At 64.9% G+C, this 26,350-nt stretch carries 22 protein-coding genes; 5 read left to right on the top strand and 17 right to left on the bottom strand.

Annotated elements, in window-relative coordinates; translation table 11 throughout:
• The first annotated feature begins 29 nt into the window (after positions 1-29).
• The 4 genes from HPY67_09705 to HPY67_09690 all read left to right on the top strand — a co-directional run bounded on the left by HPY67_09705 (position 30) and on the right by HPY67_09690 (position 7,021).
• The gene (locus tag HPY67_09705) at positions 30-1,862 is read left to right on the top strand and encodes a DUF4105 domain-containing protein (protein NPV04994.1); all 1,833 of its coding nucleotides are present in this window, start codon (positions 30-32) and stop codon (positions 1,860-1,862) included.
• A gap of 175 nt (positions 1,863-2,037) precedes the next feature.
• Positions 2,038-3,207: an AmmeMemoRadiSam system radical SAM enzyme gene (gene amrS / locus HPY67_09700; GenBank protein NPV04993.1), complete on the top strand. Its 1,170-nt coding sequence runs from the start codon at positions 2,038-2,040 to the stop codon at positions 3,205-3,207.
• 107 nt (positions 3,208-3,314) lie between these two features.
• Entirely contained in the window at positions 3,315-4,862 is a 1,548-nt protein-coding gene (amrB, locus tag HPY67_09695) for an AmmeMemoRadiSam system protein B (GenBank protein ID NPV04992.1), read from the top strand.
• A complete protein-coding gene (locus HPY67_09690; GenBank protein ID NPV04991.1) occupies positions 4,859-7,021 on the top strand; it encodes a hypothetical protein in 2,163 nt (720 codons plus the stop codon). The genes amrB and HPY67_09690 overlap by 4 nt, the downstream gene beginning before the upstream one ends.
• A gap of 89 nt (positions 7,022-7,110) precedes the next feature.
• Here the strand turns inward: HPY67_09690 and HPY67_09685 are convergent, their stop codons facing one another.
• Positions 7,111-8,103, bottom strand: coding sequence for a hypothetical protein (locus tag HPY67_09685; protein ID NPV04990.1), 993 nt, complete (start codon positions 8,101-8,103; stop codon positions 7,111-7,113).
• Positions 8,104-8,234: 131 nt separating this feature from the next.
• Here HPY67_09685 and HPY67_09680 point away from each other — a divergent pair, with 131 nt between their 5' ends.
• Entirely contained in the window at positions 8,235-8,930 is a 696-nt protein-coding gene (locus tag HPY67_09680) for a lysophospholipid acyltransferase family protein (protein NPV04989.1), read from the top strand.
• A 4-nt stretch (positions 8,931-8,934) separates the two neighbouring features.
• On the opposite strand, the gene pgsA is transcribed toward HPY67_09680, so the two are convergent.
• From pgsA to hslU, 16 genes are all read right to left on the bottom strand, one after another.
• Positions 8,935-9,474: a CDP-diacylglycerol--glycerol-3-phosphate 3-phosphatidyltransferase gene (pgsA, locus tag HPY67_09675; protein ID NPV04988.1), complete on the bottom strand. Its 540-nt coding sequence runs from the start codon at positions 9,472-9,474 to the stop codon at positions 8,935-8,937.
• A 92-nt stretch (positions 9,475-9,566) separates the two neighbouring features.
• Complete coding sequence (gene fsa, locus HPY67_09670) at positions 9,567-10,211, bottom strand: fructose-6-phosphate aldolase (GenBank protein NPV04987.1); 645 nt, start codon at positions 10,209-10,211, stop codon at positions 9,567-9,569.
• 72 nt (positions 10,212-10,283) lie between these two features.
• On the bottom strand, positions 10,284-10,550 hold the full coding sequence (locus HPY67_09665; protein ID NPV04986.1) for a YHS domain-containing protein: 267 nt from the start codon (positions 10,548-10,550) through the stop codon (positions 10,284-10,286).
• Positions 10,551-10,555: 5 nt separating this feature from the next.
• The gene (gene folK, locus HPY67_09660; protein NPV04985.1) at positions 10,556-11,068 is read right to left on the bottom strand and encodes a 2-amino-4-hydroxy-6-hydroxymethyldihydropteridine diphosphokinase; all 513 of its coding nucleotides are present in this window, start codon (positions 11,066-11,068) and stop codon (positions 10,556-10,558) included.
• Between the two features lie 124 nt (positions 11,069-11,192).
• Positions 11,193-12,362, bottom strand: coding sequence for an LL-diaminopimelate aminotransferase (locus HPY67_09655; GenBank protein NPV04984.1), 1,170 nt, complete (start codon positions 12,360-12,362; stop codon positions 11,193-11,195).
• A gap of 116 nt (positions 12,363-12,478) precedes the next feature.
• Entirely contained in the window at positions 12,479-13,285 is an 807-nt protein-coding gene (locus HPY67_09650) for a 4-hydroxy-tetrahydrodipicolinate reductase (protein ID NPV04983.1), read from the bottom strand.
• A 110-nt stretch (positions 13,286-13,395) separates the two neighbouring features.
• Positions 13,396-14,283 (bottom strand): 4-hydroxy-tetrahydrodipicolinate synthase, encoded by an 888-nt coding sequence (locus tag HPY67_09645; protein NPV04982.1) that lies wholly within the window; start codon positions 14,281-14,283, stop codon positions 13,396-13,398.
• Between the two features lie 136 nt (positions 14,284-14,419).
• Positions 14,420-15,253 (bottom strand): diaminopimelate epimerase, encoded by an 834-nt coding sequence (locus HPY67_09640; protein ID NPV04981.1) that lies wholly within the window; start codon positions 15,251-15,253, stop codon positions 14,420-14,422.
• A gap of 55 nt (positions 15,254-15,308) precedes the next feature.
• Positions 15,309-16,565 (bottom strand): diaminopimelate decarboxylase, encoded by a 1,257-nt coding sequence (lysA, locus tag HPY67_09635; protein ID NPV04980.1) that lies wholly within the window; start codon positions 16,563-16,565, stop codon positions 15,309-15,311.
• A gap of 404 nt (positions 16,566-16,969) precedes the next feature.
• The gene (gene argH, locus HPY67_09630) at positions 16,970-18,388 is read right to left on the bottom strand and encodes an argininosuccinate lyase (protein NPV04979.1); all 1,419 of its coding nucleotides are present in this window, start codon (positions 18,386-18,388) and stop codon (positions 16,970-16,972) included.
• 210 nt (positions 18,389-18,598) lie between these two features.
• Entirely contained in the window at positions 18,599-20,077 is a 1,479-nt protein-coding gene (locus tag HPY67_09625; protein ID NPV04978.1) for an IS1182 family transposase, read from the bottom strand.
• A gap of 154 nt (positions 20,078-20,231) precedes the next feature.
• On the bottom strand, positions 20,232-21,560 hold the full coding sequence (locus tag HPY67_09620; protein NPV04977.1) for an argininosuccinate synthase: 1,329 nt from the start codon (positions 21,558-21,560) through the stop codon (positions 20,232-20,234).
• 25 nt (positions 21,561-21,585) lie between these two features.
• Positions 21,586-22,500, bottom strand: coding sequence for an ornithine carbamoyltransferase (gene argF / locus HPY67_09615; protein ID NPV04976.1), 915 nt, complete (start codon positions 22,498-22,500; stop codon positions 21,586-21,588).
• Positions 22,497-23,681 carry an acetylornithine transaminase gene (locus HPY67_09610; GenBank protein ID NPV04975.1) on the bottom strand — a complete coding sequence of 395 codons (1,185 nt, stop codon included), beginning with the start codon at positions 23,679-23,681 and terminating at the stop codon, positions 22,497-22,499. Before HPY67_09610 ends, argF begins: the two co-directional genes overlap by 4 nt.
• Positions 23,682-23,811: 130 nt before the next feature.
• Entirely contained in the window at positions 23,812-24,705 is an 894-nt protein-coding gene (gene argB, locus HPY67_09605; protein NPV04974.1) for an acetylglutamate kinase, read from the bottom strand.
• 129 nt (positions 24,706-24,834) lie between these two features.
• Complete coding sequence (hslU, locus tag HPY67_09600) at positions 24,835-26,202, bottom strand: ATP-dependent protease ATPase subunit HslU (GenBank protein NPV04973.1); 1,368 nt, start codon at positions 26,200-26,202, stop codon at positions 24,835-24,837.
• Between the last annotated feature and the right edge of the window lie 148 nt (positions 26,203-26,350).

Here is a 26,350-nt window from a genome sequence, read left to right as displayed (position 1 = left end):
GGCTGGCCTTGGCTCCGCTTGGCCCACCCTTGTTCGCAGAGGCGGACCCCTACGCGGAAACCCTCATCGAGCGTGCGCGGGGCCTGAAGCTCTCTCAAGACCCTTACTGGCTCACGCTTCTGCACTACAAGCCCGGCATGACGGGCTTGCGCAGCCTCGTGGACGACCCAAAATTCTTCCTGTCCCCCGCCGGGAAGCACGACCCGGCGGCCGAGATGGAGGCAACGATCCTGGCGCTGTTCCAGCCACCGGGGGATGAGACGCAGCATGCGGCCTGCCGCTTCATCGCGCGCGCGGCCTGGCTCAAGGAACAGCTGGCCGTCGACGCGGCCAGGCTGCCCGTTCCCGAGTGCAGGCGATTCAAAGACATCCTGAACGACGTCCGTCCCGAGTCGGTGAGCCTCATCTTCCCCTCGGCCCACATCAACAGTCCCGCGTCCATGTTCGGTCACACGCTCCTGACGGTCGACACCGCCCACGGCAGCCGGCTGCTCGCCTGGGCCATCAACTACACCGCCGTGACGACGGAGACCTTCGGCCCCTTCTTTGCCGTCAAGGGCCTCTTCGGGTTCTACCCCGGCTACTTCTCGATGATGCCTTACTACACGAAGCTCCAGGAGTACAATGACATCGAGCAGCGGGACATCTGGGAGTACCGGCTGAACTTCACTCGGGACGAGATCTCGCGCCTGCTCATGCACGCTTACGAGATGGACCAGATCCGGTCGGACTACTTCTTCTTCGACGAGAACTGCTCCTACGTACTCTTCTTCCTGCTGGACGCGGGACGGCCCGGACTGCACCTCACGGACGAATGCCGCCCCTGGGTGATCCCGCTCGACACGGTCCGCGTGGCCCAGGTCAACGGGCTTGTCGTCGACACGGCCTGGCGCCCTTCCCGGGCAAGCCGGGTCCGTTACCTGGCGTCACTGCTGCATGAAGAAGAGCGCCTCAAGGCGCGCAGCGTTGCGCGCGGGGAAACCCCGGCGCAGCGACTAACCGATCCCGACGTCCCTCTGGAACGCAAAACCGTCACGGCCGACCTGGCCGCCGAGTACCTCCAGTACCTCTACGCGAAGAAGGAGATTCCCAACGACACCTTCAACGAACGGTTTCTCCAGATCCTGGGAGCACGGAGCCGCATGGGCGCATCGGGCAAAGGCGTCTACGACATCCCCACCCCTCACCGGCCCGACGAGGGACACCTCTCGAACCGATTCTCGCTCGGGGCCGGTCTCCGGGAAAACGACTCGTTTGTCGGGATGACACTGCGCCCGGCCTATCACGGGCTGATGGACGACGACAGGGGCTACGTCGAGGGGAACCAGATTCTCTTCACGGAAATCGGTTTTCGGTACTACTTCGAGAGCGAGCGGCCGAAGCTGCAGAACCTCGATCTCATCGACATCGTCTCGATATCCCCCCGGGACGATTTTTTCACGCCCGTCTCCTGGAAGGTGCGGACGGGGTTGCGCCAGAGACTCGGCGAGGACGGCACGGACCACCTCCTCTACGACCTCTCATCGGGGGCGGGGCTTGCGTGGAAGATCCCGTTCGCAGGCCTCGTCTACGTGATGGCCGAGGCCGAGGGAAATCTCGGCGGCCGTTCGAAGGAGCGGTGGGCCGTGGGAGCGGGCGGGTCGGCCGGACTGCTCCGGAGCATCGGAGACGGCTTCAAACTTCACCTCTCCGGCAGGGACATCTACTACTGCTTCGGAGATTCCCACAACGATCTTGAGCTTTCTCTCCAGGCCAGCTTCGCCTACGGGGCAAACGGCAGCCTGAGCGCCGGCACCACGTGGAGGAAGGTCTACAGTGTCCGCGACACCGAGGGAACCCTTTTCTGGAACATCTTTTTTTGACAGCAATCCGTTCACACCCGCTTCCCGCACCCTTCCGCAGGCACAGAGGCCGACAGGAGACAGCACACAACCGACCGACGAAAAGCGGCGAAGGGAACCGATTGGCTGTCGGCTCTGCCGCGGACAGGCCCGCACATTACACTTGACAGCATCCCTGCAACATTGAAAATGAATCATGATCTCCCGGCGCGAATTCATGCAGGCCCTGGCACGGCTGGCGCCGGCGCTGGGCGGCTCAGGGCTCGTCCTGTCGGAGCCCGCGGCTCTCCGACCCTTCCTGGACATCCTGGGTGGGACCGCGCTTGCTGGGGACCGGGCTGACGAGCTGGTCCGCGAGGCACCGCGCGCCCGCTTCTGGTCCGGCGCGGGCGGCGGCCGGGTCCAGTGCCGCCTCTGCGCGCGCGAGTGCCTGCTGGCCGACGGGCAGCGGGGCCTGTGCCGATCGAGAATGAACGTGGGAGGCGAGATGCGGAGCCTCGTCTACGGGCGGCCCGTCTCCGTCCACGTGGACCCCATCGAGAAAAAACCCTTCTACCATTTCCTGCCCGGCTCACAGGCCTACTCGATCGGCACGACGGGCTGCCCGCTGCGCTGCAAGTTCTGCCAGAACTGGCAGACATCCCAGGCCTCGCCGGAAGACTTTCGCGTCCGCTTCACCCCGCCCGGCGCGGTCGTCGAGTCGGTCCGTGCCCGCAAGGCGCCCGTCATCGCCTATACCTACAACGAGCCGCTGGTCTTCACGGAGTACCTGCTCGACATCGCGAGCGCCGCACGCCTGCGCGGCATCCGATCGACGATGGTGACCTGCGGCTACATGGCCACGGGCGCCCTCGCGGAGATCTGCCAGGCCCTCGACGCCGTCAAGGTCGATCTGAAGGGCTACAGCGAGAGCTTTTACCGCAATGCCTGCGGCGGCGAGCTGAAGCCCGTGCTCCGCACGATCCGGCAGATCGCGAAGAGCCGCGTGCACCTGGAGATCGTCAACCTCGTCGTCCCCACCCTCAACGACGCGGACAGCATGATCGCCGGCCTCTGCGACTGGGTCATGGGCGAGCTGGGCCCCGATGTGCCCCTGCACTTCACGCGGTTCCGCCCCGACTACCAGATGCCGCACCTGCCGCCCACGCCCACGGCAACCCTCGAGAGGGCCCGGGCGATGGCCCTGTCCCGCGGCATCCGCTACGCCTATGTGGGCAACGTGCCTGGCCACCCGGGCAACAGCACCTACTGCCCGTCCTGCAGGAAAGAGGTGATCCGGCGGACGCAGTTCTTCGTCGAGGAGATGCACGTGAAGGGCGGCCGATGCGGGTACTGCGGGAAAAAGATCGCCGGGGTCTTCGTTTGAAAGCAGGCTGTCGACAGTCTACGGCCCACAGTCGAAGAAAGAACGGAAAAGTAAAATCCGCCCGCCGTTGGCTTCAAACGCCGCTTCGCGGCAAAAGCGAGGTTGCCATGAAGAGACGCAAACGTTGTTGGCTGACCCTGTTCATCCCGTTGCTCCTCCTGCCCTCGGCGTGCCAGGCCGCCGATCGGGCCGACGGGCCGCTCAGGGAGCCTGCCGTGGCGGGCCGGTTCTACCCCGAGTCGGCCCCGGCCCTGCGGATCGCCGTCGAGAAGTACATGGCCGAGGCCGTGCCGCCCGTCGCCAAGGACCCCGTCGCGATCATCGTCCCCCACGCGGGCTACGTCTTCTCGGGGCAGATCTGCGCCGACGGGTTCAACCAGGTGCGAGGGCGCCGCTACGAGACCGTGGTCATCCTGGGCACGAATCACACGAGTTCCTCGTTCCGCAAGGTGGGGATTCACCCCGGGCGGGGGTTCCGCACGCCGCTGGGCGAGGCCGCCATCGACGGGGCCTTCGTCGAGGCCCTGCTGGCCAGCTGCCCCGATTGCACGCTCGACGCATCGATCCACGCCCGGGAGCACTCGGTCGAGGTCGTCGTCCCCTTCGTCCAGGTGCTCTTCCCGGAGGCGAAGATCGTGCCTGCCGTCGTGGGCGAAGCGGACGTCGAGATGTGCCGGCGCTTCGGCAAGGCCCTGGCCCGCGTGGTCAAGGGCCGAAACGCGCTGATCGTGGCGAGCACCGACCTCTCGCACTACCCGTCGGCAGCCCATGCCCCCATGATCGACCACCAGACGCTGCAGGCCGTGCTCCCCATGGACCCCGCGCGCTTCCACGCCGCCGTGCACACCGCATCGGACCGCAACATCCCCGGCCTCGCCACGAGGGTCTGCGGCGAGGCGCCCGTCATGGCCGCCATGGCCGCCGCCAGGGAGCTCGGCGCCACAGGCGGCACCCTGGTGAGCTATGCCCACTCGGGCGACACTGTCCTCGGGGATCAGCGACAGGTGGTGGGCTACGCCGCCGTGGCCCTGGGCTCCGGCCAAACGGCCGCGGGCGGGCCCGGGAGAACCCCGGCGAAGCAGGCCGCCGCCGGGGGGCCCCTGAACCCCTCCGACCGCGAGGCGCTGCTGGCACTGGCACGGGAGACGATCGACCGGTATCTGTCGACCAGGACGGCCCCCCTGGCGCGCGACCCCTCGCCCGCCCTCGAACAGACACGGGGCCTGTTCGTGACGCTCAAGAAGCGCGGGGAGCTCCGCGGCTGCATCGGCGAGATCACCCCCGAAAAGCCGCTCTACCGGCTCGTCGGGTCCGTGGCCCTGAAGTCGGCCCTGGAAGACCCGCGTTTCCGGCCGCTGCGGCACGAAGAGCTGCGGGACGTCGAGATCGAGATCTCGGTGCTCACGCGCCCCGCGCCCGTGTCCGGTGCCGAGGACATCGTCGTGGGGCGCGACGGCGTCATCCTGCAGAAGGACGGCCGCTCGGCGGTGTTCCTGCCCCAGGTCGCGACGGAGCAGGGCTGGGGTCGCGAGGAGATGCTGGACCAGCTTTGCCGGAAGGCGGGGCTGCCCGCCGGCAGCTGGAAGCAGGGCGCGCGGATGCTCACGTTCCAGGCGGAGGTCTTCAGCGAGACGGACCTCCAGAAGGCCCGATGAGCTCCGTTCTCTTCATCGTCGGGCTCGTCTCGATCGCGGCCCAGGTCGTTCTCTTGCGGGAGCTCAACGTGGCCGCCTTCGGGGTGGAGCTCGTCTACATCCTGGCCCTGGGGGCGTGGCTGGCGGCAACGGCCCTGGGGGCCCTGCTGTGCCGCTCGCCCCGCATCCCCCGGGCGGGCCTCCTCGCCGTCCCCCTTTTCCTGTTCGCTGCCCTCGTCCCCCTGGCCGCGGCCGCGGCGCGGTCAAGCCGCATGCTTCTCGGCGGAGTCCCCGGCGCCTACCTTCCTTTCGGCGAACAGATCGCCACGATCCTCGCCACCCTGCTGCCGGCGGGGTTTGTATCGGGATGGCTCTTTCGCCGGGCGGCAGGGCTCTTCGTGACGGGGGGACGCACCGTCGCGGCCGCTTACGCCATCGAGAGCGCAGGGGGGATCGCCGGGGGGCTCCTGTCCTCGCTGGGCATCCACGGGGGGGTCCAGAACTTCGCGCTTTCCCTGGCCTGCTCGCTCATCGCCGCCGCGGCACCCCTGCTGATCGCGGCGGGCCCCCGGCAAAGCCGTGTCCGTCAGGCCGCCGCCGGCCTTTGCGGCATTTTCCTGCTCGGTCTCGCCCTGTCCCCGATGATCGACCGGGCGATGACGCGGTGGGATCACCCGTCGCTGATCGTGAGCCGGGACACGCCCTACGGCCGGGTCAGCATCTCGCAGCGCGAGACCCAGGTCTCGGTGTTCCTGAACAACGCCCTGGCCTTCGAGACGGAGGGGACCGAGGCTGAGCATTTCGTCCACCTCGCTGCCCTTCAGCACCCGCGGCCCGGGCGCATCCTCATCCTGGGCGGCGGGATCGAGGGCACCGTGGAAGAGGCGCTCAAGCACGGGCCGGCGGCTGTGGACAGCGTCGAGATCGACGCCGGCCTCGTCGAGACGGTCCGGGCGCACCTGCCCCCGCAGAGGCGGGCGGCGCTGGAGAGCCCGGGCGTGCGGATCATCACGGACGACCCGCGGCGCTTCCTGCAGGCCGGGGGCCGCTACGACCTGATCCTCATCGGCATGCCCGAGCCCTCGTCGGGCCAGGCCAACCGCTTCTACACCGCCGAGTTTTTCCGGCTTTGCCGTGACCGGCTCGAGGCGGGCGGTGTCGTCGCCCTGCGGGTCCCGTCTTCCGAAAACCGCTGGACGCCGCAGATGACGGAACGGGCGCTGAGCATCCACGCCGCCCTTCGTTCGTCCTTCGAGAACGTTCTCGTCCTCCCGGGGGACACGGACGTGTTCACCGCATCGGCCGCACCTCTTCCGGACGACCCCCGGATCCTGATCGAGCGGTACCGCGAGCGCGGGCTGCGCAGCCGCCTGATCTCGGAGCCCTTCATCCGGTACCTCCTGACCAACGACCGGTTCTTCGAGGTGCGCGAGACCCTGCGGACGCAGCGTGCCCCGATGAACACCGACACGCGGCCCATCTGCTACCAGCTCACGGCCCTGCTGTGGCTGTCGAAATTCTTCCCGGCCGCAAAGGGCCTGGGCTTCGGCCAGATCGAGCAGCTCGTGAATGCAAACCGGACGTCGATCGGCGCGGCGGCGGGGCTGCTCGTCCTGCTGCTCATGGCGTCACGCCGCTCGCCCGCCTGGCGCGGGGCCCTGCTCGTCGGCATCGCCGGCTTCGCCGGCATGGTTCTGGAGACAGTGTTGATCCTCCAGTACCAGACCCGTCACGGTGTCCTGTTCCGCGACCTGGGCGTCCTCATCACGGCCTTCATGGCGGGCCTCTCGGCCGGCGCCCTCGCCCTCGCTGCAGCGGCCCGCGGCAGGTCACGATACCGCGCGATCGGCCGGCAATGTGGGCTCGGTTTCATAACGGGCTTCGCGGTGCTCGGAACCCTCGTCTTCTTCCAGGCCCGCACCGGCCGGTTCACGGGGCTCGGGGAGACGTCGGGGCTTCTCGCCGCGGCAGGATTCCTCGTGGCGGGCGTCTTCGCCTTCTCCTCTCTCCGATGGCCCTCCGGCCAGGAGAGGGCCGTCTCGCCGCTCTATGCAGCCGACCTGCTCGGCGGCTGCGCCGGTTCCGTCGCCGCGAGCCTGCTGATCGTGCCGCTGGCGGGGATGGACATCACCGCGGCGGCGATGGCGGCGCTTGCGCTGACCGCCCTGGCCCTGGTCTAGCCCATCCGCAGCAGCAACAGAGGCGAGGGAAATGGCGGAAACCGCCCTAAATTCAGGACTGATGACGGGAAAAACGAGGGGGAACGCTCTTACCTGCGACCGGCTGCCGGCCGCCTTGTTCCCCGGCATCTCCCGCAATTCTTCCCCGCGGCCGCGATGAAGAACGCCCCGCAGTGCGGGCATTTTCGAAGTCTGGCGCGGTTCCCGGCAACCTTGAGAAACTCGACGAAGGCATAGACGAGCACGTTGTGGTAGTACTCGTCGGCAAGACCTGCGCGTTCCGTGAAATAGCTCTCCTGGAAAAGCGGCTTTTCGTAGATGGCCCCGTCCTCGCCGACGGCCAGCTCCCGGCGGTTCACCACGTTGTAGACCACGAGCAGATCGAGCAGCGCCTGGCACCGGGACAGGTCCCCGGCCTCGACGACCTCCCCGAGGGTCGCTCTCCAGCGTTCCAGCAGCTCGGCGAGAACCTCCTGCTCGGCCTCGATGCGGCTGTGGTAGGCGGCCCACTTCTGCGCCTCGTGCGACTTCTCCGGGGCAAACGCCCTCCGGACCGCAAGAATGCGGTCCCCCAGACTGACGTACTCCTTCATGCACTCGAGGAGCCGCCCTTTCACCTCGTCCATTTCCTCCGTCAGCGGGGCCCGCTCGTCGAACATCTCGGCCACGTCGTCGAGCCAGGAATCCCCTTCCGTCCCCACGGCGATCCGGACGTCGTCCTCCTCGTAGGGGTTCTCGCAGTCCCACCTCGGCTCGAGCGGCTGGATCTTGAACAGGAGCTCTCGGCTCCCATCGTAATCGTAGGAGGCAAGCGAGATGTTGCAGGGCAGGTTGTTGATGACGGACAGGAGCCTGCGTTCCTCGAGCAGGAGGTCTACGAGCTCCCTGTCATCGGCCGGCAGGGCCTTCGTGAAGCGCTCCAGCGTCGGGTATCGATCGAGGGCCTTCGCGAGAAACCCGGGGCCGTAGCCGAAGGCCTTCGCCGCGCCCCGGATGAAGGCAATCCCGGCCTCCTCTGGACCCGGCGCGTTGACGAAATCTACGACGAGCTGTCCGAAACGCTGATCCCGTTTTCCCCCCATGGCCGTCTTTCTCCGATCCGGCGATGCGCACGAAAGATACCCAAAGGCACGCCTCTTTTCAAGGTCAAAGGGCCCTGTTTCGCTCTTTTTTTCTTGAACGGGACGGGATTCGGGGTTAACAGAGTGTACCCATGGGAATCGTCAAGGACATCAAGTTTTTCATCGCCCGAAATTTCCTCACCGCGGTGGGCTACCACGCCTGCAGCCTGCACGCGAAGACGATACGGGTCATTCCCGAGGGCATCGAAAGGGTGCGGGAGCACATCGCCAAGGGAGGGACCCTTGTTTTCGCCTGCTGGCACCAGCGGTTCTTCACCGGCTTCTGGGTGCCGAGGATCTTCGGCATGAACCCCTGCATCATGATCAGCCAGAGCCGCGACGGCGACATCGTCTCCGACGTGGTCGCCCGGATCGGCTGGGTTCCCGTGCGGGGCTCGAGTTCCCGGGGGGGCAAGAAGGCGCTGCAGGAGATGATCGCCGGCGTCGAGAAGTACCGGATGAGCGGCCACATCGTCGACGGCCCCCAGGGACCCCCGCGCGTCGTCAAGCCGGGGCTCGTCGCCCTGGCGTCGCAGACGGGCGCGGCCATCTGCCCGGGCTATATCTCCTACGAGAACCCCTGGGTCTTCAACAGCTGGGACCGCTTCATGATCCCCAAGCCGTTCACCCGAGTCCTGCTGCGGGCCGGCGACTTCATCTTCGTGCCGAGGGGTCTCGACGAGAAGGGGTTCGAGGAGACGCGCCTCGCCATCGAGCGCACGATGATCGAGGGCTACGCCGAGGCGGACGCATTCTGGCAAGGAAAAAGGACAAAGGTCAAAGGATAAACGGCTAAACCAGGGTGGTGCGGTAGAACTTCACCAGGTAGTCGAACCCGGACCACAGCGATAGGACCAGGGCGACATAGAGAAACACCGTCCCGATGCTCGACGCGTCGATGCCGTAGATGGGGTAGTGGATGATGAGGGCCGAGACGGCGACGATCTGGCAGAGCGTCTTGTACTTGCCGATCCGGCTCGCCTCGATGACATGGCCCTCGGCTGCGGCCATGCTCCGGAGCCCGTCCACGGCGAAATCCCGCATGATCATCAGCGCCACGACCCACGCCGGGGCACGCCCGATCGGGATGAGGAGCACCAGGGCCGTGCTCATGATGATCTTGTCGGCGATGGGGTCCAGGAGCTTCCCGATGCGCGTCACGATGTTGTATCGCCGCGCCACGTAGCCGTCGAGAAGGTCCGTCAGGGCCGCGAGGATGAAGAGGATCGCGATGGCGAGACTCATGCCCTCTCCCGGCTCGAGCAGGACCAGGAAGAGCACCGGGAGAATCCCGATGCGCAGCACCGTGATGGCGTTGGGCAGGTTCAGAATCCTGCGGTTCTCTGCGCGTATCGGCAGCCGGTCGAAATACCTCTTGAGGATGTCGATGAGCAGCACGGCCTTTTCCATCGCGGACCCCGTTTTTACTTCGGGACCTTCTCCCAGTCCGCCAGGAACTTCTCGATCCCCGTGTCGGTCAGGGGGTGCTTCGCCAGCTGGGCGATGACGCTGAAGGGGATCGTGGCGATGTCGGCACCCAGCATCGCCGCCTTCAGCACGTGCATGGGGTGACGCACACTGGCCACGATGACCTCGGTGGTGAACCCGTAGTTGTCGTAGATGCCGAGGATCTGCTCGACGAGTTCCATCCCGTTCTGGGCCACGTCGTCGAGCCTGCCCACGAAGGGGCTCACGTAGGCGGCGCCCGCCTTGGCCGCCATCAGGGCCTGGACGGGGGAGAAGACGAGCGTCTGGTTCACGTCGATGCCCTCCCCCGACAGGATTTTCGTCGCCTTGAGACCCTCCGTCGTCATGGGGACCTTGATGACGACATTGCCGCCCAGCTCGGCCAGTTTCTTGGCCTCCGCCACCATGCCCGCCGCGTCGAGACTCACCACCTCGAGGCTCACGGGACCGGGCACCGCCGCAAGGATTTCCCGGACGACGTCATCGAACGGCCTCTTTTCCTTCGCCACCAGGCTCGGGTTCGTCGTCACGCCGTCGCACATGCCGAGGCTCAACGCCTCCCTGATGTCGCCGATATTGGCCGAGTCGATGAAAAACTTCATGCAGCCTCCAACAAATTGAAATGATTGCGGATTATCCCATCGGGTGCGAAAGCGGTTCAGTCAGAAGGGGGTTCAGTCGGGAATGCGGCCGCCCTTGTCGCGGAATTTTCTGTAGCACTCTTCACTGCAGAAATAAAGTGTTTTTCCGCCCATCCTCACCCGGTACGCCTCGCTGACCGGCACATAGGTGTGGCAGTGCGGGTCCTCGACCAGGTCTTCCCCCGGGATCTTCCGCGTGTCGCGCCTCCGGTCGTCGATGCGGCCCGACGGAAAGAGAAATCTCTTCAGCAGGAGATACGCCAGGATGAGGATGATGCCGATGACGATGATTCGATACATGCTCGCTACCAGTCTGCGTCGAGCCGCTCGACGGCGTGGTGATCATCGAGGCGGTCGAGAAGCCCCTTCATCGAGACGCCGTACAGCGGGTGGATGGCGTAAGGCGCGATCTCGTTCATGGGCTCGAGGACGAACCGCCGTTTGTGCATCTCCGGGTGGGGCACGACCAGGGCTTCTGTGTTCACGATTTCCTGGCCGTGGAGCAGGATGTCGATGTCGATCACCCGAGGGCCCCAGCGCTCGGCCCTCCCCCGGCCCATGGCGCGCTCGACCCACTGCAGGGCCTTGAGAAGCTGCAGGGCCGTCAGGGCTGTCCGGATCTCCACGGCGCCGTTGACAAACCAGCCCTGTGTCTCCATCCCGACCGGTTCGGTCCGGTACAGGGACGACCGGCGGAGCACCGCCGAGCTTTTCAGAGACGACAGCCGCCGAAGCGCCTCCCGGCAGTTCTGCACCGGGTCGCCGAGGTTACTGCCGATGCCGAGATAGCATATTACAGACTGTTGAAAAACGCCCATCTACGGCGTTGCCCTCGTCCCTCCTCGCTCAACGTACGCCCAAGTACGCCTCGCTCCTCGGGAAGTCGGGCGCCTTGTATCTGGGCATTTTTGAACAGTCTGAGCGGAAGGACATTTCAGCACTTTACTTCGCAAATTCCTTCTCGATCCGGGCCATGGCCTCCTGCAGGCGCGCGTCGGGCACAGTCAGGGAAATCCGGATGAACCCTTCGCCGTACTTCCCGTAGGCGGGTCCCGCAGCCACGACGACGGCCGTCTTCTCGAAGAGCCTATCGGTGAACTCCAGGGAGGTCATGCCCTTCGGGACGGGAACCCAGAGGTAGAAGGTCCCCTTGGGGGCCTTGAAGTCGATCCCGATCTTCCGGAGGGTTTCGAGCACAAGCTCCCGGCGCTTGCGGTAGATCTCGAGCATGCGGGTGATGTTCCCGTTTTCCTCCTTGAGCGCCCTGATACCCGCGAACTGGACGGCATTGAAGATGCCCGAATCGGTGTTCTCCTTGACCTTGCTGATGGCGGCGATGATCTGGGGGTTCCCCATGGCCATGCCGATCCGCCAGCCCGTCATGTTGTAGGGCTTCGAGAGGGAGTTGAGCTCCACCGCCACGTCCTTGGCGCCGTCGACGCAGAGGAAGCTCAGCCTCTCCTGCCCATCGAAGACCACCTCGCTGTAAGGGTTGTCGTAGCAGATGGCGATGTCGTTCTCCTTCGCAAATGCCACCGCCCTCCTGAAGAACTCCCGCGACCCGCAGGCCCCCGTGGGGTTGTTGGGGTAGTTCAGGAACATGGCCGTCGCCCGCTTGACGACATCCTTGGGGATGTCCTCGAAGACGGGGAAGTAGTCGTTCTCGGGCAGGATGGGCATGGACCAGGGCTCGCAGTTGCCCATGAGGATGCTCGCCCGGTAGGCCGGGTACCCCGGGTCCGTCATGAGGACGATGTCCCCCGGGTTCGTGCAGGCGAAGATGAAGTGGTGGCAGCCCTCCTTGGACCCGATGAGCCCCAGGACCTCGTCGGCGGGGTTCAGGTCGACGCCGTAGCGCTCCCTGTACCAGGCGGCCACGGCCTCCCGGAAGGCGTACATGCCCTTCTCCTCGTCCGTGGGGTAGCGGTGGTTCTCCGGGATCCGGGCCGCCCGGCAGAGCTCGTCGACGACACCCTCCGGCGTGGGCTCCACGGGGTCCCCGATGGCGAGGCTGATGACGTCGACGCCGTCGGCCTTCGCCTTGTTGATCTTCTTGCGCAGCTCCATGAAGAGATAAGGGGGGATTTTCGACAGTCTCTCGGCAATCTGCAAGTTTCCTCTCCTTCCGAATCAGCGTTCTTTCATGAAATCCCCCCTTTCCCCCTTTTTTGTAAAGGGGGAGGAAGGGGGATTTTCCTGCTTTGTCGCTCGTTCCTCGGACCTCGTGCCTATTTTTTCAATCCGAGGACATCCTGCATATCGTAGAACCCGTTGGGCTGGCCGACGATCCACTTCGCCGCCCGGACGGCGCCCTTGGCGAAGTTGTCGCGGCTGTGGGCCCGGTGGATGAACTCGAGCCGCTCGCCGAGGCCGCCGTAGATGACCCAGTGCTCGCCGACGATGTCGCCGGCCCGCACGGTCTGGATGCCGATCTCGGTCTTCGTCCGCGCCCCGATCATCCCCTTGCGCTCGTAGACGGCCTCCTTGTCGAGATCCCGCTTCAGGGCCGCCGCGATGATCTGGGCCATCCGCATCGCCGTGCCGCTCGGGGCGTCCTTCTTGAGGTTGTGGTGCGCCTCGATGATCTCGATGTCGAAGTCCTCGCCGATGATGTTCGTCACGTAGTCGAGCACCTTGAACATGACGTTGACCCCGACGCTCATGTTGGGGGCCAGGACGGTCCGCGTCTTCGGCGCGATTTCCCGGATCTTCGCCATCTGCTCGGCCGTGAAGCCCGTCGTCCCGATGACGATGGCCTTCTTGCTGTCGGCGGCGATCCGCAGATGCTCCATCGAGGCATCGTGGTGGGTGAAGTCGATGACGACGTCGCCCTTCCCGATGACCGTCTCGAGGCCCGCGGCGATCGGGACCCCCTTCTTTCCCAAGCCCAGGGTCTCGCCCACGTCCTGACCGATGAGGGGATGTCCCGCCTTCTCGACGGCGGCCGCAATCTCGATGCCGTCCGTGGCATTGATGATGGACGCGATCCGGCCGCCCATCTTCCCTCCTGCACCCATGACGATTGCCTTCACCATAGCGCCCCTTCCTTTCTTGCCTTTCGCTTTTAGCCCTTCGCCTTTTGCCCTCCCCATACACGTGGAGCCCGCTCTGCAGACGGGCTCCACGGTCGGACGAGGCGCGTTGATTACTTGATGAGCCCGTATGTCTTCATGGCCTGCTTGAGCTTTTCGTAGTTGGCATCGGAGAGCTTCGCCAGGGGAAGCCTGACCTCGTACTGGATCTTCCCCATCATGGCGAGAGCCGCTTTCACGGGCGCGGGGTTCGTCTCGATGAAGAGCGACTTCACGAGGGGGGTGAGCTTGTAGTGGAGCTCCCTGGCCTTCTTGATATCGCCCGCCGCGAAGGCGTCGACCAGCGCCGCCATGTCCGCCGGGGCCACGTTGGAGACGACGGAGATGATCCCGTGGCCGCCCAGGCACAGGAGCGGGAACGTGAAGAAGTCGTCGCCCGATACGACGATGAAGTCCGGTCCGCAGGCCGTCATGATGTCCTGCATCTGCTGCAGGGAGCCTGCCGCCTCCTTCACGCCGATGATGTTCTTGCATTCCTTCGCGAGCCGGGCCATCGTCGCCGGTTCCATGTTGACGCCCGTGCGGCTGGGGATGTTGTACATGATGATCGGGATGGGCACGTTCTCGGCGATGTGCTTGTAGTGCAGGTAGAGCCCCTCCTGCGTGGGCCGGTTGTAATAGGGGTTCACCATGAGCACGGCATCGGCGCCCACCTCGTACGCATGCTTCGTCAGACGCAGCGCCTCCGCGGTGCTGTTGGAGCCGGTCCCGGCAATGACGGGGACTCTCTTCTTCACGGCGTCCACCGTGATCTCGATGACCCGGTCGTGCTCCTCGTGGGACAGAACCGGGGACTCGCCCGTCGTCCCGCAGGGGACAATCCCGTCGGTTCCGTTGGCAATCTGGAACTCGATGAGTTCCCTGAGAGCCCCCTCATCCACCTTTCCGTTCTTGAACGGCGTCACGATCGCGACGATCGCTCCTCCAAACCTTGCTCCCATGGCACCCTCCTCGTTTCTCGCTAAGCTTGTCGGCGGACGGCGTCAAGCCGCCACCCTATTTTTTCGCCCTTCCGTCTTCCGCACGAAGTCGGGAGGGCAAGAGGTTTCCCCATCCGTTTCTTACCCTCTCACCTTCTTACCGTCCGGCTGTACGATACGCCTCGTCCCAGAGGAGACCCTGGTAGACAACCGTCGTGCCCCCTTCCAGGTAGACCTTTTCGAACCCCCTCTCCGTCTTCTCGAAATGGATCTTGAGCGTTTCACCGCTTCTTACCAGAACATCGACGGGGCTGTCAACGAGTCCCGTCCATGCGGCGATCAGGGCTGTCGCCACGGCGCCCGTCCCGCAGGCCAGCGTCTCGTCCTCCACGCCCCGCTCGTAGGTCCGCAGCTTGATCCGGTGCCGGTCGAGCACGCGGGCGAAATTCGCGTTCGTCCCGGCCGGCTGGTATTCCTCGTGGTAGCGGATGGCCCTGCCCATCCCGACCACGTCGTGACCGTCGGGGTCGTTGACGAAGACCACCACGTGGGGCACCCCCGTGTTTATGCTGCTGACCAGGGTGGCGGTGCCGCCCAGGTTGATCGGGTAGGACTTGCGGAGGTCTCTCGGCTCCGTGAGACGCAGCTTGACGATGTCACCCGAGACCACGGCGTCGATGAGACCGGCCCGGGTCTCGAAGGACATCGTCGGGGGCGCGATCCCCTTGACGACGGCAAACCGGGCCGCACAGCGGCCGCCGTTGCCGCACATGTCCACCTCGCTGCCGTCGGCGTTGAAGAAGCGCCACCGGAAGTGGGCCCTCTCGGAGCGCTCGATCACGATGAGCCCGTCGGCCCCGACGGCGGTGTGCGGCCGGCAGACGGTCCTGACGAACTCGTCGATCCTCCCGACATCCCGCAGGGCGTTCTCCCGGTTGTCGATGAGGATGAAGTCGTTCCCGCTGCCCTGGATCTTGAAAAACTCGATCATGGACACTCCATGGAATCCCCCTTCGTCCCCCTTAGAAAAAGGGGAAGAGGGGGGGTTATTTCAGATATGCCGGCACCCTCTCCGCCCTGACCAGATCCGCGTAGGTCTCGCGCCTGCGGATGACGCGATACGTCCTGTCCTTCACGAGGACCTCGGCGATCCGGGGCCGGGAGTTGTAGTTCGAGGCCATGGAGAACCCGTAGGCGCCCGCGCTCATCACGGCGATGAGGTCGCCCCGCTCGAACTTCGGGATCATCCGCCCCTTGGCGAGAAAGTCGCCCGACTCGCAGATCGGACCCACGACGTCGGCCAGAAAGGTGCCCCGGTCCTTCAGGACCACCGGCTGAATCTGGTGGTAGGAACCGTAGATGCTCGGCCGGATGAGGTCGTTCATCCCCGCATCGACGATGACGAAGTTCTTCTCATCGTTGCCCTTGGTGTAGAGGACCCTCGAGACGAGGATGCCCGCGTTGCCGACGATCACGCGGCCGGGCTCGAAGATGAAGGTCACCTTCAGGTCGCGCGCCGAGTCGACGATCGCCCGTGCGTACTCCTCGGGGTGGGGAGGCATCTCCTCATTGTAGGTGATCCCCAGTCCTCCGCCGAGATCCAGGTAGCGTATCTCGATGCCTTCTTCCCCCAGCCGGCCGATGAGGTTCTTCAAGCGCTCCAACGCGTCGATGAAGGGGGAGATCTGCGTGACCTGGGAGCCGATGTGGCAGTCGACACCCACGATCTCCACGTGGGGCAGCGTCCGGGCCCGGCGGTACTCGTCGAGTGACTTCTCGATGTTGATGCCGAACTTGTTGGACTTCAGCCCCGTCGAGATGTGGGGGTGCGTCTTGGGGTCCACGTCGGGGTTGATGCGCAGCGAGATCCGGGCTTTCTTCCCCATCAGACCCGCCCTCTCGTTGATGACCCCCAGCTCCTCGGATGACTCCACGTTGAACATGAGGATGTCCGAGCGGAGAGCGAAGTCGATCTCGTCGATACGCTTTCCCACGCCGGAGTAGACGATCTTCGCGGGGTCCGCCCCGACCCGGAGCGCCCGGTAGAGCTCGCCGCCGGAAACGATGTCGACGCCGCCCCCCTCCCGCACGAAGAGCCGCAGGATGGCGAGGTTCGAGTTTGCCTTGGCCGCGTAGCAGATGATGTGTGGGACATCCCGGAGGGCCTCGTCGAAGACCCGGAAATGCTGGAGCAGCGTCCTGTGGCTGTAGAGGTAGAACGGCGTGCCGACCTTCTCGGCGATCACCTCGACGGGCACGTCCTCGCACCAGAGCCTGTCCTCACGATAGCTGAAGTGGTTCATCGTTTTTCCTTCAAGTCAAACGGCACGGGCGAAGCGCATGGGGCCAAAGAGAATCGGACAGGGTGCCCGTCTTCTGCCTGTTGCCTTCAGAGACTGTGTCTCAATCGGGAAATTGACCGAAATGTTGTCATGCCCGCAAAGCTCGTCCTCGCGGAGGCGGGGAGCGGGCATCCAGAAGTTCCCGAACATGCCGGATTCCGCATCGCGCTTCTCTTGTGCGGAATGGCAAAATCCGGATGACGGCACAGTTTCTCATCCACGATGTCCGGCCGTGTAGACCATCGTGTTCGCTTTGGGTTTCTCCGGCGGGACGGGGTCCCCCTTCTTCCCGCATGCCGCGCCGGCCATCAACAAAAAGAGACCGATTATAATGACGGCGGCCCGTCTCCACAAGCGCCTTCTTCTCATTTTCTGCCTTTTGCCCGTTGCCCTTCGCCTTTCGCCTGTTTTTTCGCCCGGTTGATCTGCCGGAGCACTTCCTTCCTCGCCGTGCCGCCCTCGGTCTTCCGTGCGTTGACGGCCTTCTGCACCGGGATCACCGCATAGACCCCTTCATCGAATCCCGTGTAGAACTTCCTGAACTCGCGGAGGCTGATTTCCCCGAGGCCCTTGCCCCGGGCGATGCAGTAGGCCACGAGCCGCCCGACGATCCCGTGGGCCTCCCGGAAGGGGACACCCTTCGTGACCAGGTACTCCGCCACGTCGGTGGCCGTCGAGAAGCCCTTCGCGGCCTCCTCCAGCATCCGCTGCCGGTTGAACGAGAGGTTGCCGGCCATCCCCGTGAGAACCCTGAGGCTCATCTTCACGGTATCGACGGTGTCGAAGAGGGGCTCCTTGTCCTCCTGCAGGTCCCGGTTGTAGGTCATGGGCAGACCCTTCAGGACCGTGAGCACCCGCACGAGGTTGCCGTAGATCCGCCCGGTCTTTCCCCGGATGAGTTCGGCCACGTCGGGGTTTTTCTTCTGGGGCATGATGCTGGAGCCCGTCGTGTAGGCGTCGGAGATCTCCACAAAGCCGAACTCGCCGGAAGACCAGATGATGAGGTCCTCGCAGAAGCGGCTCAGGTGCATCATGAGCAGGCTCGCGTCGAAGACGAACTCGGCGACGAAGTCGCGGTCCGAGACGGCGTCCATGCTGTTGGCCGCGATCGACCGGAAGCCCAGCAGCTTCGCCGTGTATTTCCGGTCCAGCGGCAGGCTGGTGCCGGCCAGGGCCGCCGAGCCCAGGGGCATGACGTTCACCCGCCCGAGGCAATCGCGCAGCCGCTGCGCGTCGCGCTCCAGCATCTCGCGGAAGGCGAGCAGGTAGTGCGCCAGCAGCACCGGCTGCGCCTTCTGCAGGTGGGTGTAGCCCGGCAGGATCGTGTCGATCTCCCGTTCCGCCAGGCCGACGAACGTCTGCTGAAGCCTCGAAATGAGATCGAGGATCTCCCCGATCTCGGCCCGGAGGTAGAGCCGCATGTCGGTGGAGACCTGGTCGTTTCGGCTTCGGCCCGTGTGAACCTTGCCGCCGGCGGGCCCGATCCGTTCGATGAGCGCCCGCTCGACGGCCATGTGGATGTCCTCGTCGCCCGCCTCGAACCGGAACGCCCCCGAGCGGATCTGCTCCCGGATCTCGCCCAGTGCCTCGATGATCCTCTCCGCATCGGCCGGCGGGATGATCCCCTGCCTCCCGAGCATCCGGCAGTGCGCGATGCTGCCCTCGATGTCGTAGTCGGAGAGCCTCGCGTCGAAGAGAAGCGACGCCGTGAAGGCCTCGACGAGGCGGTCCGTCTCGGCGCCGAACCGCCCGCTCCAGAGCTTTCTTCTGGTTTTCCCGCTCATGAACACCCGTCTCTCATGGTCTGGTGGCCAACGTGAATGGTTCCGAAACCCCTCTCCCCCCTTTCGAGGCTGTGTCGCAACAGTCAAGAAGGGACGAGGGACGAGTTGTTTACCCGTTCTTTGACAACAAAATATCCGTAACGTCTATCCGCGCACGGTCTGTCGGGCAGGTTTTGATGGTTCAGGGCCCTTGAAGAGCGCCGTTGAGCCTCATGCCGGTGCGAAGCAGGGCCTTCCGAGGGCCCGGAGCCTCTCGATGAGCCCGTTGACCCCGAGCAGCGAGATCAGGCGAGCCACATTGAAGCAACTGGCCAGCATCGAGACCTCGGCTCGCGCCCCCTCGAGCCCCCGTAGCAGGAAGGCATCGACCTTGAGGTTGCGCTTGATGTGCCCGAAGGGATGCTCGGCCCGGGTTTTGCGCCTCTCGTAGACGGCCTGCGAGGCGGCCTCCTCGTACTGGGCCTCCAGCCTGAGCTTAACCTCTTCGTTGGGCAGCCGGATGATCTTGCGCCCCCTGCGCGCCTGGGTGCAGCTCCCGTAGTGCCGGCACGCGTGGCAGATGGCCGCGTCGGTGATCACGTAGTGCCGCTTGCCCGTGCGTTTTTCCGTCGATTCATACCGGAGCCTGTGACCTTCAGGGCAGCTGTAGTCATCTTGCTCTGGGTCATACGCAAAATGGCTTTTGCTGAACGGCTTTTCCGGCTCTTTCCTCGCCTGCCGCTGTGAAGGCACGATCACTCGGATCCCCTGGCGGTCGATCTTCTCGAGCTCCGCCGTGTCGGCATAGCCGGCATCGGCGCAGGCCGTCTCGCAGGGACTCTCCAGCAGCGCGTTGGCGGCCTCGATCTGCCGGGCGAACTGGTTGACATCACTGGTCTCTTCGACGGCATCGGCCTGCAGCAGAAGCCCCTGCTTGTCATCCACCACCAACTGGACGTTGTAGGCCGCGTGGCTGCCCTGGACGCTCTTCATCAGGGCGCAGTCCGGGTCGGTGAGGTTGACGTGCCGGTGGCTGCCTCCCTCGAAGCCCCGCAGGGCCTCCTGGACCCGGTCCTTGAGCGTGTTCGTCTGGGCAAGGTCCTTTCGCATCGCCACGTACGAGTCCATGTGCCGCTCCCGGCGGTCGATGGCCTCGCAGTCCTGCAACAGCTGCTCGATGCGCCGATCCAGATCGGCCAGCTTCTTCTCGTACCAGGCCCGGTCATGGCTGCGGTAGCGTGAGGCATTGGCCCGGATCTTTGTGCCGTCGACAAACAGCACGTTGCCCGCGATTAGGTCGAGCTTGATGCAGAGCCGGGCGCAGTGCCGGAGCACCTGCTTGAGGGCCGCCTTGTGGTTGCGCCTAAACTCCGCGATGGTCTTGTGGTCGGGCCTCAGCCCGGCCATCAGCCACACAAAGGCCAGGTTGTGGTGGCACTCCCGTTCGAGCTTGCGGGAACTGCGTACCCCGTAGGAGTAGCCGTAGACCAGCAGCTTGAGCATCGCGCGCGGATCGTAGGCGGCGTTGCCGACCTGGTTGGGGTCCACCTCGATGCCCAGTTGCGGCAGATCCAAGGCCTCCACGAAGGCATCGTAGGCCCGTACCGGGTCCTCGGGGGACACGTAGTCCTCGATGCTGGCGGGCAGCAGCCCCAGTTGCAGACGGTCGCCGGTTCGATAGGCATGAGCGCATCTCCTTTCGCGGAGCACTCTAGCACACCGGGCCGGGGTTGGCGATCCTTCGAGGTGCGTTACGGATATTTTTTTGTCAAAGAACTCAGCCCCTACTCCCTATTGCGACACAGCCTCTTTCGTAAAGGGGGCCGAAAGGGGGATTTTCCCGCCTTGGGGGGTCACGGACGGCTCAGCCGCGCTGCTTCTTGAGATAGGCCCCGATGCGAAGCCGCAGGGCGTTGAGCCGGATGAACCCCGTGGCGTCCTTCTGCTCGTAGCCGCCGCTCTTCTCGAACGAGGCGATATCTTCACTGTAAAGCGAGTTGGGCGACTTGCGGCCCACGACGATGCAGTTGCCCTTGTAGAGCTTCAGGCGCGCCGTGCCCGTCACGTTCTCCTGCGAGGCGTCGATGAACTGCTGCAGGGCCTGGCGCTCCGGCGCGAACCAGAACCCGTTGTAGACGAGCTGGGCGTACTTCGGGATGAGTCCGTCGCGCAGGATCATCACCTCGCGGTCCATGGTGATCGTCTCCACGGCCCGGTGCGCGGCCCAGAGGACCGTGCCGCCGGGCGTCTCATAGACGCCGCGGGACTTCATGCCCACGAAGCGGTTCTCCACCATGTCCACGCGCCCGATGCCGTTGGCGCCGGCCAGCGTGTTGAGGTGATCAAGAAGGACGGCCGGGCTCATCCGCCTGCCGTCGACGGCCACGGGGTTGCCCTTCTCGAAGTCGATCTCGACGTAGGTGGGCCTGTCGGGGGCCTTTTCCGGCGAGACGGTGATCGTGAAGATGTCCTCCGTCGGCTCGTTCCAGGGGTCTTCCAGGATGCCGCCCTCGTGCGAGATGTGCAGGGCGTTGCGGTCCGAGCTGTAGGGCTTGTCCTTCGAGACGGGAAGCGGGATGCCGTGCTTGGCCGCGTAGTTGATCATGTCCTCCCGCGACGTGAACGTCCACTTGTCGTCGCGCCAGGCGGCGATGATCCGGATGTCGGGGTCGAGGGCCATGTAGGTGAGCTCGAAGCGCACCTGGTCGTTGCCCTTGCCCGTGGCGCCGTGGCACACGGCGTCGGCCTTCTCGCGGTGGGCGATCTCGATCTGCTTCTTGGCGATCAGCGGCCGCGCGATCGAGGTGCCCATCAGGTAGGTGCCCTCGTAGATCGCGTTGGCCCGCAGCATGGGGAACACGAAGTCCCGCACGAACTCCTCGCGGAGGTCCTCGATATAGCACTTGCTGGCCCCCGTCCGGATGGCCTTCTGCTCGAGGCCGTCGAGCTCTTCCTTCTGGCCCACGTCGGCGGCAAAGGCGATGACCTCGCAGCCCGGGTAGGCCTCCAGGAGCCACCGGATGATGACCGACGTATCCAGGCCGCCCGAGTAGGCGACCACCACTTTTTTCACCGGTTTTGACACTGTCGTTTCCTCCTCTTTCAAAATGAGGAAGTTGGGAAGTTCAGAAGTTGAGAAGCTTGGATTTGCCCTGCGCCATCCGAACGGCGCCGGCTTCTCCGAACTTCCCATCTTCGCAACTTCTCAGCTTCTGCTGTTATTTGCCCATCAGGATTTCCAATATCGCCTTCTGCACGTGCAGCCGGTTCTCCGCCTCGTCCCACACGACGGACTGCGGCCCGTCGAGGACCTCGGCCGAGATCTCCTCGCCGCGGTGCGCGGGCAGGCAGTGCATGACGATGGCGTCGGGCTTCGCGTGCCTCAGGAGCTGCCGGTTCACCTGGTAGTCCGCGAAGACCTTTGCGCGGGCCTCCTGTTCGGCCTCCTGGCCCATGCTGGCCCAGACGTCGGTGTAGACCACGTCTGCGTTCTTCACGGCCTGCACGGGGTCGCGGTGCAGGGAGATCCCCCGCGGGGCCCGCTTCTGTCCCCTCGCGAGGATCCGCGCGTCGGGGTCATAGCCCTTCGGGCAGGCCAGCGCGAGTTTGAACGGGAGCTTTGCCGCCGCGTCGATCCAGGAGTTGGCCACGTTGTTGCCGTCGCCCACGTAGGCGATCTTGAGGCCCTCGTAGCCGCCCTTCTTCTCGACGATGGTGAAGAGGTCGCTCACGATCTGGCAGGGGTGCATGAGATCCGTCAGGCCGTTGATGACCGGGATCGTCGCATACCGCGCGAACTCCTCGACGGACTCCTGGGAAAACGTCCGGATCATGACGCCGTCGAGGTACCGCGAGACGATCCGCGCCGTGTCGGCGATGGTCTCGCCGCGGCCGAGCTGCGTGTCGCGGCTGTTGAGGAAGATGGCAAGCCCGCCCAGCTGGTACATCCCGGCCTCGAAGGAGAGCCGCGTGCGCGTCGAGGACTTGTCGAAGATCATCCCCAGCGTCTTGCCCGCCAGGGGCTGGTAGATGATGCCGTCCTTGAGCATGGCCTTGAGATTCGCCGCGTGGCTGAAGATGCGGTCGACATCCCTCCTCGTCAGGTCATAGACACTCAGGAAATCTTTTTTCAACGCTCCAGCACCTCATCGAGTACTTGCACCAGCCTGTCCACATCCGCCCTCGTGACGACCAGCGGGGGCACCATCCGGAGGATGTGGTCAAACGTACAGTTGACGAGCACGCCCCGCTCCAGGCAGGCCCTCACGACGGGATTACCGTCGACGGAGAGATCGAGGCCGACGAGCAGCCCCCGGCCTCGGACGTCCTGGATGACGGGGTGGTTCCTCCGCAGCGACCAGAGCCGCTCCCGGAGGTACTCGCCCATCCTCGCGCAGTTCTCCAGGAACCCGTCCGCTAGGATCGTCTCCAGGGTGGCCACGGCCGCGGCCATGGCGAGCGGGTTTCCGCCGAACGTCGAGGCATGGGTCCCGGGGCCGAAGGCGGCGGCCACCCTTTCCGTCGCCGCGAGCGCCCCCGCGGGAACGCCGTTCGCCAGGGCCTTGGCCAGCGTCATGATGTCGGGGGCCACCCCGTCGTGCTCGTAGCCGAATAGCCTCCCCGTGCGGCCCATGCCCGTCTGCACCTCGTCGAGGATCATGAGGATGCCGTTGCGGTCGCAGATCTCCCGGACGGCCTTCAGGTAGCCCTCGTCGGGCACCCGCACGCCGCCCTCACCCTGGATGGGCTCGAGCAGGACGGCACAGGTCTTCTCCGACACGGCCTTCTCCAGCGCCGGCACGTCGTTGAAGGGGACGTACCGGAACCCGTCGGGCAGGGGCGCGAAGCCGGCATGGAATTTCTCCTGGCCTGTCGCCGTGATGGCCGCCAGCGTCCGGCCGTGGAAAGAGCCTTTCATCGTGAGGATCTCGTAGCGGCCCCCCAGGTTGTCGTGCCCGTACTTGCGCGCCAGCTTGATGGCCGCCTCGTTTGCCTCGGCGCCGCTGTTGCAGAAAAAGACCCGGTCGGCGAAGGAGTGCTCCGTGAGCATGCGGGCCAGGCGGATCTGGGGCTCCGTGTAGTAGAGATTCGAGACGTGCGTCAGGGTGCCCGCCTGCCTGCAGATGGCCTCGACCACCCTCGGGTGGGAGTGCCCCAGGCTGCAGACGGCGATCCCCGCGACGAAGTCGATGTACTCCTTCCCGTCGATGTCCCAGAGGTGCGCGCCCTCGCCCCGGACAAAGACGACGGGCTGGCGGCGGTAGGTGCCGATGATGTGCTTTTCCGAGAGTGCGATGAGCTCGTCTTTTGTCATTCTACGAAGCCTGCCGGTTCACGATCCCGGCCATCACCCTGCTGCCTGTCCGCAGAGGGTTGAGAGCCGAGGGTAGAGGGTGCGGTAAACGACTTGAACCTGTCACCTGCTACCTGCCACCTGTCACCTTTTACAGCACAATCTCCGTGCCCACGCCCTGGTCCGTGAAGATCTCGAGAAGTATGGCGTGCTTCTTCCTGCCGTCGATGATGTGGGCCTTGCCCACCCCGCCCCGCAGCGCCTTGAGGCAGCACTTCACCTTGGGGAACATGCCGCCGGCGATCGTCCCGTCGTCGATCATCTCGAGGGCGCGCCGGTTGTCCATCGTGTTGATGAGCTGCTTGTCCTTGTCCCAGACCCCCTCCACGTCCGTCAGCAGCACGAGCTTCTCGGCCTTGAGGGCCGCCGCCACCTCGCCGGCGACGATGTCGGCGTTGATGTTGTACGTCTCCCCGCCGTCGCCCATCCCCGTAGGGGCGATGACCGGGATGAAGCCGTCCCGCACGAGCGACAGGACGAGATCGGCGTTGATCTCCTTCACCTTGCCCACGAGCCCAACGTCGATGATCTCCGTAGGCATGTCCTTCTGCTTTTCCTCGTTGAGATAGTACTTCTCGGCCCGCGTCAGGTTGCCGTCCTTGCCCGAGAGTCCCACGGCCTTGCCGCCGCTGCGGTTGATGAGGCCCACGATCTCCTTGTTGACCGAGCCCACGAGAACCATCTCGACGATGTTCATCGTCTCCTCGTCGGTGACGCGCATGCCCTGGATGAACCGCGACTCCTTCCCGAGCTTCTTCAGGACGGCGCCGATCTGCGGCCCGCCGCCGTGGACGACAACGGGGTTGATCCCGATGTACTTCATCATGACGATATCCATGGCGAAGAGCCTCTTGAGCTCGTCGTCCACCATGGCGTGGCCGCCGTACTTCACGACGATCGTCTTGTTGTAGAACCGGCGGATGTACGGCAGGGCCTCGAGAAGGATCTCCGCCCGCTCCTGGGCACCCAGCTTCGTTTCGGTCATCGCTCGACTCCTGACATCTATGCGTGTTCTGTCCAGCTTCCGATCAAAAGGTGACGGGTGTCAGGCGGCAGGAAGAGACCACGCGGCCCGCTTTACCTGTGACCTGTCACCTGTTGCCTGATCCCTTCGCTACAGGATGTACCGACTCAGATCCTCGTCCTCGACGATGTCCTCGAGCTTCTCCCGCACGTAGGCCGCATCGATGACGACGTCCCGGTCCCTCATGTCGGGCGCGTCGAAGGAGATGTCCTCGAGCATCGTCTCCATGATCGTGTAGAGGCGCCTCGCGCCGATGTTCTCGGTGCGCTCGTTGACCAGGGTGGCCACTTCGGCGATCTCGGCGATGGCATCCTCGGTGAACGCCACGCGGACCCCCTCCGTGGCGAGCATCTCGATGTACTGCTTGACCAGGGCATTCGACGGCTCCGTGAGGATCCGGATGAAGTCGTCCTTCGTCAGCGAGTCGAGCTCGACGCGGATCGGGAAGCGCCCCTGCAGCTCCGGTATGAGGTCCGAGGGCTTCGTCGTGCTGAAGGCGCCGGCGGCGATGAACAGGATGTGGTCCGTTTTCACCATGCCGTATTTTGTGTTCACCGTGGAGCCCTCCACGATGGGCAGCAGGTCCCGCTGGACCCCCTCGCGGGACACGTCGGGCCCGTGGCTGGCGTTGCTCCCCACGATCTTGTCGATCTCGTCGAGGAAGATGATCCCCGACTGCTCGACCCGGTTGTGGGCCACCCGGACGACCTTGTCCATGTCGATGAGCCGCTGCACCTCCTCCTCCTCGAGGATCGTGAGCGCCTCGGGGATCCGCACGCGGCGCCGCTTCTTCTTCTGCGGGAAGAGGTTCCCGAACATCTCCTTGATGTTGAGGCCCAGGTCCTCGACGCCGGACGACGAGAAGACCTCGATCATGGGCCCCCCGGCCTTCTCGGTGACCTCCAGGTTGACGAACCGGGCATCGAGCCTGCCCTCGCGGAGCATCTGCCGGAGCTTCTCCCGGGTGTCCGAGGGACCCGCTTCGGCCTCGCCCGCGGCGGCCTCCATCCCCTCGGGGCTTCGGGCCTCGGCGCGCCGGATGGGCAGCAGCAGGTCCAGGACCCGGTCCTCGGCCAGCTCCCGGGCCTTGGCCCGAACGTTCTCCATCTCCTCGTGCTTGACCATGTTCACCGCGATCTCCATGAGGTCGCGGATCATGGAATCCACGTCGCGCCCCACGTAACCCACCTCGGTGAACTTCGAGGCCTCGATCTTGAGGAACGGGGAGTTGTCGAGCTTGGCGAGCCTCCGGGCGATCTCCGTCTTGCCCACGCCGGTGGGGCCGATCATGATAATGTTCTTCGGGGCGATCTCGTCCCGCAGATCGGGCCTCACGTTCTGGCGTCTCCAGCGGTTGCGCAGCGCGATCGCCACGGCGCGCTTGGCATCCGCCTGGCCGACGATGTACTTGTCGAGCTCGGCAACGATCTTCTTGGGCGTTAACTCGATGGCTGACATTTATCTTCTCTCAGTACCGGACTTTTTGCCGGGTTCCTTTCCGCTCACAGATGTTGAGATCCCTCTTACCCTCTTACCCTCTTACCCTCTTACCCTCTTACCCTCTTACCCTCTTACCCTCTTACCCTCTTACCCTCTTACCCTCTTA

It is taken from the genome of Syntrophaceae bacterium (assembly GCA_013177795.1).
GTDB lineage: Bacteria > Desulfobacterota > Syntrophia > Syntrophales > UBA2192 > UBA2192.
This window is presented reverse-complemented; position numbering and strand designations above follow the sequence as displayed.